The sequence below is a fragment of the Subtercola sp. Z020 genome (assembly GCF_002931235.1).
Lineage (GTDB): Bacteria > Actinomycetota > Actinomycetes > Actinomycetales > Microbacteriaceae > Subtercola.
Genome location: NZ_PSTT01000111.1, coordinates 1 through 8896, shown reverse-complemented (window position 1 = coordinate 8896; position 8896 = coordinate 1). Strand labels below are relative to the sequence as shown.

The window sequence follows — 8896 nt, the reverse complement described above, 5'->3', positions numbered from 1 at the left end:
GCGTGTAGGGGGCGGCGGGGGCCGACCAGACGGAGGCGACGGGGCCGGTCTCCACGATGCGGCCCGCCTGCATGACGGCCACACGATCGGCGACCACGCGGACGACCGACAGGTCGTGGCTGATGAACAGCAGTGAAGCGCCGTTCTTCAGGGCCACGTCGCGCATGAGGGTGGCGACCTTGGCCTGCAGCGACGCGTCGAGCGACGCGATCGGCTCGTCGCCGACGAGGATGTCGGGCCGCGCCCCCATCGCGCGGGCGATCGCGATGCGCTGCCGCTGCCCGCCCGAGAACTGGTGCGGGAACATCCCCGCAGCAGCCCGGTCGAGCTCGACGTCGTCGAGCAGTTGGGCCACGGATGATCGCTCGGCAGCAGGCGCGATGGCGAGCGCGTCTTCGATCTGATCGCCGACCCGCCGCCGGGGGTTCAGCGAGCTGTACGGGTTCTGGAACACCATCTGGATGCGGAGCAGGTGCGCCGGCCGCCGCCGCAGCCCGAGCGCCACGATCGGCTGCCCGTCGAACTCCACGGTGCCCGACGCCAGCGGTTCGAGCCCGCAGATCGCGCGGGCCAGCGTCGACTTGCCGCAGCCCGACTCCCCCACCAGCCCGAGCACCTCGCCGGGAGCGAGGTCGAAGCTCACGCCGTCGACCGCCGTGAGCGAGCGCCGCCCGGGCAGCTTGTAGGTGACGTGGGCGTCGCGCACGGTCAGCTGGCCGGCCATCAGAGGGTCCCTTCCATCGTGTTCTCCTCCGGCGGATGCGGCAGCGCGTCGATCAGCGCCTTCGTGTACGCACTCCGCGGCTCACGGATCACCTGGTAGCGCGACCCGTGCTCCACCACTTCGCCGTACCGCATGACCGTGACCGTGTCCGCGAGCGCCGACATCACACCGAGGTCGTGCGTCACCAGCAGAATCGCGAGGTCGAGCGTGTCGCAGAGCTCCCGCAGCAGGCGCAGGATGCCCGCCTGCACGGTCACGTCGAGCGCCGTCGTGGGTTCGTCGGCGATGAGCACGCTCGGCTCGGCGGCCAGCGCGATGGCGATCGCGATGCGCTGCAGTTGCCCGCCCGAGAACTGGTGCGGGTACTTCCGCAGTGCCGTCGCGGGGTCGGGCACCCGAACCCGCTCGAGCAGGGCGAGCGCGCGCTCCCGCGCCTCGGAGCGGCTGACTTTCAGGTGGTGGCGCATCCCGTCGGTCAGCTGCGCCTCGATCGTCATCATTGGGTGCAGGCTCGCCGTCGGATCCTGGAAGATCATCGCGATCTCCCGCCCGCGCAGTGCGTTCATTCCCCGCGGCCGCAGGGCCAGCAGGTTCGGCGTGGTGGTGCGGGGCGACGTGTACGAGATCGTGCCGCCGAGGCGAGACCCCGCCGGCTGCAGGCCGCAGATCGCGAGCCCGGTCATCGTCTTGCCCGAGCCGGACTCCCCCGCGAGGCCGGTGATCGACCCGCCCGGGATGTCGAGGTCGATGCCGCGGAGGATCTGCTTCAGGTTCCCCTTGGCACCGAGTTCGAGCGTCAGCCCGCGGAGCTCGAGACCCTGGGTCGTCGGCCCGCTCATATCTTGACTCCCTGCACTGCGCCCGCGGTGCGCGGGTCGAGCGAATCGCGGAGCGCGTCGCCCACGAGGTTGAACGCCACCACGACGGTGAAGATCGCGAGGCCGGGGAAGGCCGCGAGCCACCAGTCGCTGAAGTTCTGCACGCCGTCGGCGACCATAGCGCCCCACTCCGGCGTCGGCGGCGTCGCGCCGAGACCGAGGAACGACAGGCCCGACAGCAGCAGGATGGCGTTGCCGAAGTCGAGCGTCGCGAGCACAAGCACCGGCGCCGCGACGTTCGGCAGGATGTCGCGGCGGAGCGACCGGAACGGGCTGAACCCGAGCAGCCGGCCGGCCACCACGTACTCCCGTGAGCGCGCTCCGAGCACCATCGACCGCATCACGCGGGCGTAGCTCGGCCACGACACCAGCAGCAGCGCGATCACGGCGTTCGTGAGGCTCGGGCCGAGGGCGGCCGTCACGATCATGGCGAGGATGATCGTGGGGAACGCGAACACCAGGTCGCTGAAGCGCATGATGATCTCGTCGACCGCCTTGCCGAAGTACCCGGCGACGGCGCCGAGCACCGACCCGATGATGGCCGAGGCCACCACGAGGATCAGCGCGAGCGGCAGGGAGATGCGCGCGCCGTACAGGGTGCGGCTGAGCACGTCGCGGCCGAGGGCATCCGTACCGAACCAGTGCGCGGCGCTCGGCGCCTGCAGCCGGTCGAAGGCCTGGGCGAGGGGGTCGTAGGGGGCGATCCAGGGCACGAAGATCGCGACCAGGAACCACAGCACGATGATCGTGATGCCGACGACCGCCATCGGCCGGCGGAAGGTCGGGGGCAGGCGCAGGCGGTTGCGGAGCGCACCGAACCGCAGGCGCGTCGCGGCGCCGGCGCGATCTGCATCACCGGCGCGGGCATCGGCGGCGCGGGCATCCAGAGCCTCGTCGTAGACCGCACCGGCGGCGGCGTCGGACTCGAGCTCGAGCCGCGATTCGCTCGGACCGGTGGGCGGCTTCGCCATACTCACTGCACACGCACCCGGGGGTCGATGACGCCGTAGACGACGTCGATGATGAAGTTGGTCAGAATGTACACGACACCCACGACGAGGCCGACGCCCATGACGGCCGGCAGGTCGAGGGTGGTCGCCGACTTGTAGGCGTACTGCCCGATGCCGCCCCAGCCGAACACCTGCTCGGTGAGCACCGTTCCCGAGAGCAGCGAGCCGAAGGCGAGTCCGACGATCGTGAGGATGGGCAGGGATGCCCCGCGGAGCACGTAGCGGAACACGACGCGTGCCGGGCTGAGGCCCTTGGCCCGTGCGGCCAGCACGTACTCCTGGTTCAGAACGTCGAGCACGGCCGAGCGGGAGAACCGCACCAGCAGGCCGACCGTGTAGAGAATGAGCACGAGGCCCGGCAGCACGAGGTGCGAGAGCGCGTTGAAGAACGTCGTGTACTGGCCGGCGACCAGGGCGTCGATCGTGTACATGCCCGTCACCTTCGGCGGCGCCTGCAACGACGCACTGAGGCGGCCGGTGCCCGGCGCCCAGTGCAGCTGGTAGAAGAAGACGTAGAAGGCGGCGAGCGCGAGCCAGAACGTCGGGATCGAGATGCCGACGAGGCTCAGCACGCGGAAGAGCTGGTCGCTGAACCGGTTCTGCCGAATGGCCGCCCAGGTACCGAGGCCGACGCCGATGATGATCGAGAAGACGATCACGAAGAGGGCGAGCTCGGCGGTTGCGGGGAACGCGACGGAGAGGTCGATCGAGACCGGGTTGTGCGACTGCGTCGAGGTGCCGAGGTTGCCCTGGAAGAGGTGCGCGATGTACAGCAGGTACTGCGTCACGACCGGCTTGTCGAGGCCCTGCGCCTCGCGGAACGCCGCGACGATCGCCGGGTCGGAGGCGGCGCGCTCACCGAGCGCGGCCTGCGCCGGGTCGGCGGGCACGAGGTTCGCCAGCGTGAACGTGACGAGCGTGACGCCGAAGATCAGCAGGATGCTGATACCGAAGCGGATGAGGATGTAGCGGGCCAGCGGGCCCAGGTGCGGGCCACGCCGAAGCGTGACCGGCACCTGGGCGCTGGGGGTGCTGGCGTCGCTTGGGAGCGACGCCGTTTCTGTGGTGCTGATGGTCGTACTTACTTGATGTCGGCGATGTTGACGGTCCAGACCGGGTTGAGATCGAGGCTGGTGATCTCTGAGGTCGTGACGGCGTACTGGCCGGGCTGGATGACCGGGATGAAGGGACCCGAGGCGTTGGCGGTGTTCTGCCAGGTCTCGTAGGCAGCCTTCCGGGCGTCGTCACCGCTGGCTGCCGAGGCGGCACTCGCCGCTGCGGTCACGTCGGGGCTCATGCCCGCTGCCCAGCCGGCACGGAGGCCGAGCGACTCGCCCGGGTTGAACACCAGGTAGTCGGCCGGGTCCGGGTAGTCCGGGCCCCAGTACATGATTCCCGACTGCAGGGTGCCGGCGCGGAACGCGTCGAGGAAGGTCGAGATCGGTGAGGGAGCGAGTGTCAGCGTGATGCCGACATCCTTCAACTGCGACTGGATGGCCTCGGCCAGCGTCTGCATCTGCAGGCCGTTGACCGTGATGTCGTTCGGGTACGAGAAGGTGACCGGCTGGCCGGCGTAACCGGAGGCCGCGAGCGAGGCCTTCGCCTTGTCGAGGTCGAACACGTTGGCCGGGTCGCTGGTGATCGCGCCGAGGAACTGCGAGGGGACCATGCCGCCCGGCTGGGTCGAACCCTCACCCGCGATGGAGAGCAGCTTGTCGTAGTCGATGCCCTGGCGAACGGCCTTCACGAAGTCGGCGTTGTTCGTCACACCACCGGCGACGGCCGGGTCCTGGTTGTACCAGCTGTAGATGAGGTACGGCGAGGCATCCTTCTTGATGGTGACCGAGCTGTCCATGCCCTGCACCTGGTCGGCGTTCAGGTCGAGCGCGACCTGCGTCGAACCGGCCTGCACGTTGATCTTCTGGGTCGGGCCTTCGACGTTCTCGAGCACGACACGGCTGTAGGCCGGCTTGTCGCCCGCGTACTTCGGGTTCAGGGCGAACGCGACCTTCGTGGTGACGTCGTACGACTCGAGCTGGTAGGGGCCGGAGCCGGCCGACGTCTTGTTGAGGAAGGCCTCGGCTGCGTCATCCGCACCGGTGGTTCCGCCGTTGGCCTGCAGCACCTTGGAGTTGACGATGCCGAGAGAGGGGTTCGGCAGGATGAACGGCAGAGCCGGGTTCGAGGTCGCGCTGGTGAGCGTGACGGTCTTGTCGTCGACCTTGGCGACGGTCACTCCATCGAGCAGGAACGACGGGTTGCCGGCGATGCCCTGCACGCGCTGCAGCGAGAAGACGATGTCGTCGGCGGTGACCGGCGAGCCGTCGGAGAAGGTGTGGGTGCCCGTCATGGTGAGGGTGAGCACCGTGTTGTCGGCGTTCTCCTCGAACGAGGCGATACCCGGGACGACCTTCGTGACGTCGCTGCCCTCGAAGTCGAGAACGGTCTCGTAGAGGGCCTTGTCGACGATGCTGCCGGTGAGCTCGAAGGCCCGGGCCGGGTCACTCGTCTTGAGGTCGAACGACTTGTCGATCACGAGCGTCTTGTCGGCGGCGCCGGTCGACGAGGTCGAGACCGAGTTGTCGGTGCAGGCCGAGACGGCGAGCACCGAGGCCAGCCCGAGGGCGACGAGCCCCGTGATCCTCAGGGATCGACGCGTGCCGGTCCCGTTCATCTTCAATGTCATGTGGAGCTTGCCTCTCGTGCGTGGTGCGTGCTGTGTTACCTGTTATACGCCTTTGACGTTTCGATTGTATTTCCGCGAGCGCGTTCGCTGCGCCGCGCCGGGAGGTAGAGGAGGGCTCCGAACAGGCTGAAACAGCCCGCTGCGACGAAGGCGACCGCGGGCGAGGTGGCCTCGGCGAGAGGGCCGAGAGCGAGCAGGCCGAGACTGTAGGCGCCGCCCGCGACCATCGAGTTGATCGACAGCACCGCGGCCCGGTTGGTCGGCCCGGCCTCGCGGTGCAGGAGCGTGTTGTGCATCGGGCCGGCCGACCCGTGGGTGAGGTACGCGAGCCAGTACGCCGCGATCAGGCCGACCGGCCCGGCGACCAGCCCCATCAGCACGACGAAGGCCCCGTTCAGCAGACGTGCGGCGATCGCGGTGCGGGCGACCCCGAAGCGGCGGCTGGCGCGGCCGGCGAGCAGGGCGCCGAGGGCGAACAGGCCCCAGGCTGCGGCGGATGCGGGCCCGAAGAGGGCGGCCGCGGCATCCTCCCCGCCCAGCGTGTCGGCGAGTTGCACGGGCGTGAGGGTCTCGAACGCGATCATCGCCACGCTCCAGAAGACCTCGACCAGCACGAGCGCGCGGAGCACCGGGCGGCGGCCGAGCAGGGCCAGGCTCCGGATGATCGTGGCCGGCGCGTCGCGGAGACCCGCCGTCAGGGCGGCCCCTGCCGCACGGCCGGCGCGGCGGGGCTCCCGCACGAGGGCGGCGAGCAGCACGGTGTGCGCGGCGTACAGGGCGCCTGCCACGAGGAACGGCAGCACGAGGGCGGAGGCGGGAGCGAGCGGATGCCAGGCGACGAGCAGGCCCGCGACGACGGCACCGGCCGCGATCGCGACCCCGAGCACGGTGGAGGAACGGGCGAGCCCGCGTTCGATGGCCGGCGGGGCCGTTTCGGCGGCGGGGCCGGCGGCGGCGTGTGCCGCGTCGACGTACCAGGCCTCGAGCGGGCCCGAGTCGAGCGCACGGAACACCCCCTGCACGATGAGGGCGAGGGCGAACATGCCGAAACCCTGCGCGACGATCATGAGCGCGGTCGAGCCGACGGCGAGCACCCCGGAGACGATGAGCAGGGGGCGGCGGCCGATCGCGTCGGCCAGGCCACCCGTGGGCAGTTCGAGGCCCAGCACCACGAACCCCTGCAGCGAGAGCAGCACACCGACCTCGGCGACGGAGAGCCCGCGCTCCAGCGGCAGCAGCACGGTGAGCCCGAACACCACGCCGACGGGGAACCAGCGCGTGGCGGTCAGCAGCACGAAGCGGTGTTCGGCCTGCACGGCCGAGAGCGCCGCCCGGGTGTGGTCGGTCACCGGGCGGGCGCGTCGAGGTCGACGGGGCTCGCGAAGGTGTGCACGTGGATGCGCCGGGCGTCGGGTGCCCCACGGCCGACCGTGCGGTACCGGGCGAGCAGAGCATCCAGTTCCCGCTGCAACTGCAGCGACTGGGCCGGTGTCACCTCGACGAAGGTGTCGTTCAGGCCCAGAGTGTCGACCCACTCGGCCGGCCAGCCCTCCGCGACGTCGAGCCACTGCTCGGCGCGCGCGGCGAACTGGCGCACGTAGTCGCGCTGCAGCCAGCCGAGGGCCGTGCGGGCGTCTTCGGAGCCGGCGAAGTCGGAGTTGTTCCACGAGTGGTAGTCGGTGGAGGCCCGCCAGAGCCGGCGCTTGCCGACCCCCTCCTCGGTGTCGGCGACGAGCCCCACCGATTCGAGCGCCCGCAGGTGGTAGCTCGTCGCGCCGGTGTTGGTCTGCAGCAGAGCGGCCAGCTCGGTGGCCGTGAGGGGCCCGTCGATGCGCAGGCGCCCGAGGATGCGCGAGCGGAGCGGGTGCGCGAGCACGCGCACCGCCCGCTCGTCGAGGCGCATGCCGGTGTAGGGCTGGTCGGGAGTGTCGTCGGTCGGCATGCCGACAGTCTTGCATGCACACATTCTGTGCACAAGAGTTGTGCACGCTCGGGCTCACCCCGGCGGGAGCACCGCCAGCGGGTTAGCGGTCGGAACGGGCACGATCGGGCCACGCGTCGGCTGCGGCTGCTGCACACCGCTGCCGTCGCTCGTGTAGACCGTGACGACCGCTCCCCGTGACGCCGAGCCACTCGGGTTCGTGCGGGCGACCGTGCCGGCGCGCTGGTCGGAGGCGACGGTTCCGCCGTCTTCGAAGCCGAAACCGGCCGCCTCGATCGCCGCGCGGGCCGAGTCGATCGACTGCCCGGTCACCGAAGGGATGCGCACCTGCACACCCTGTAGCAGGGAGCGATCGGGAGCGGGGAAGGCCTCTCCCCCGTACTTTCCGTCGGCGGCCGACATGTAGTCCTTCCACACCACGTGCCGGAGGCTCGCGCCGTTCGTACCGTCGATCGAGGAGTTGCGGAGCGACACGTCGCCCACCACGTTGCCCACCCAGACCGCGGTCGTGAGGTTCGTCGTCGACCCGACGAACCAGGTGTCCTTCTCCGAGTCGGTCGTGCCGGTCTTGCCGAAGTGCGGGATGCCGTTCCGCGGGTTGGAGGCGGTGGCGGTGCCGTTGGTGACCACACTCGTGAGCGCGTAGGCCATGGTGGCAGCGACCTGGGGCGACACGGCGGGCGCGCAGGCGGCGGGGGGCAGAGCGAGTTCGCTGCCGGCGGCATCCACGATCCGCGAGATCGCGACGGGTGCGCAGTAGACGCCCTCGTTGGCGACGGCGGCGAACGCGGCCGCCATGTTCAGCGGTGCGATCTCGTTGGTGCCGAGAACGTCGCTCACGTAGGAGGTGAGCGGCTGGCCGTCAGCCCGCGCGACGCCGAACGCCTCGGCCGTCTTGCGGATCTCGCACTGGTCGAGCCGCTGCGCCATGCCGAGGTAGGCGTTGTTGACCGACGAGGCGGTGGCGCTCAGCACGGTGGTCGTGCCGGGGTTCGAGCCACCGTCGTTCTTCGGCGTGTAGGTGCCCGTGCCCGAGCCGAGGCAGGAGTCCTTGAACGTCGACAGGTCCCACGCGCGCTGGTTGCCGTTGATGCGGTCGTTCAACGCGTTGCCCTGCTTCAGCCACTCGGCGAGCGTGAAGATCTTGTAGGTCGAGCCCACCTGGAAGCCGGTCGACCCGCCGTCGACGAACGCGGTTCCGTAGTTCACCGCGGTGCTCTCGGGGGTGGCGGCACCCGGGTCGGCGTTGTACTCCTTGTTCTGCGCCATCGCGAGGATGCGGCCGGTGCCCGGCTCGACGGTCACCAGCGAGGCGCCGAGGTCGAGCACGTTGCTCGAGCGCGGAACGTGCGCGTCGAGCTTCGCGTGGGCGGCCGTCTGCAGGTCGACGTCGAGCGTGGTGAAGATGTCGTATCCGCCGCGGCTGAGGCTCTTCGGCGCGCCGGACTCGTCGGTTCCGAGCAGGGCGTTGTTCGCAATCACCCGGCCGACGTAGTCGCAGAAGAAGCCGGCGCCGATGCTGTTGGCGGTCGAGCATCCGGTCGACACGGGCGTGATCTGCGGCGTCACGGGCGTCGCGAGCGCCTCCTCGTACTGCGCCTGGGTGATGGTGTTGGCCTTCAGCATCGAGGGGAGGATGTCGAGGTCGCGCCGCGC

Annotated in this window: 8 protein-coding genes; all 8 read right to left on the bottom strand. The window is 70.2% G+C overall.

From position 1 onward, the window contains the following. Positions 1 to 724, bottom strand: a 724-nt coding sequence (locus tag C5B96_RS14660; protein ID WP_104246098.1) for an ABC transporter ATP-binding protein, incomplete at its 3' end; no start/stop codon positions are given. Beyond that, complete coding sequence (locus C5B96_RS14655; protein WP_104246097.1) at positions 724 to 1563, bottom strand: ABC transporter ATP-binding protein; 840 nt, start codon at positions 1561 to 1563, stop codon at positions 724 to 726. The genes C5B96_RS14655 and C5B96_RS14660, both read right to left, overlap by 1 nt. Further along, on the bottom strand, positions 1560 to 2573 hold the full coding sequence (locus C5B96_RS14650; protein ID WP_199176670.1) for an ABC transporter permease: 1014 nt from the start codon (positions 2571 to 2573) through the stop codon (positions 1560 to 1562). The genes C5B96_RS14655 and C5B96_RS14650 overlap by 4 nt, the downstream gene beginning before the upstream one ends. A 2-nt stretch (positions 2574 to 2575) precedes the next feature. Further along, positions 2576 to 3628, bottom strand: a complete 1053-nt coding sequence (locus C5B96_RS14645) for an ABC transporter permease (RefSeq protein ID WP_104246096.1) — start codon at positions 3626 to 3628, stop codon at positions 2576 to 2578. A 65-nt stretch (positions 3629 to 3693) separates the two neighbouring features. Then, a complete protein-coding gene (locus tag C5B96_RS14640; RefSeq protein ID WP_199176669.1) occupies positions 3694 to 5298 on the bottom strand; it encodes an ABC transporter substrate-binding protein in 1605 nt (534 codons plus the stop codon). A 35-nt stretch (positions 5299 to 5333) separates the two neighbouring features. Beyond that, positions 5334 to 6647, bottom strand: a complete 1314-nt coding sequence (locus tag C5B96_RS14635) for an MFS transporter (protein WP_233189225.1) — start codon at positions 6645 to 6647, stop codon at positions 5334 to 5336. After that, positions 6644 to 7240, bottom strand: coding sequence for a helix-turn-helix transcriptional regulator (locus C5B96_RS14630; RefSeq protein WP_104246095.1), 597 nt, complete (start codon positions 7238 to 7240; stop codon positions 6644 to 6646). The genes C5B96_RS14635 and C5B96_RS14630 overlap by 4 nt, the downstream gene beginning before the upstream one ends. A 54-nt stretch (positions 7241 to 7294) precedes the next feature. Next, positions 7295 to 8896, bottom strand: a 1602-nt coding sequence (locus C5B96_RS14625) for a penicillin-binding transpeptidase domain-containing protein (protein ID WP_146078202.1), incomplete at its 5' end; no start/stop codon positions are given.

Excerpts from the sequence above, each read along its gene's own strand:
- C5B96_RS14655 (WP_104246097.1), bottom strand. The coding sequence starts at position 1,563 with ATGAGCGGGCCGACGACCCAGGGTCTCGAGCTCCGCGGGCTGACGCTC.
- C5B96_RS14650 (WP_199176670.1), bottom strand. The coding sequence starts at position 2,573 with ATGGCGAAGCCGCCCACCGGTCCGAGCGAATCGCGGCTCGAGCTCGAG.
- C5B96_RS14640 (WP_199176669.1), bottom strand. The coding sequence starts at position 5,298 with ATGACATTGAAGATGAACGGGACCGGCACGCGTCGATCCCTGAGGATC.
- C5B96_RS14630 (WP_104246095.1), bottom strand. The coding sequence starts at position 7,240 with ATGCCGACCGACGACACTCCCGACCAGCCCTACACCGGCATGCGCCTC.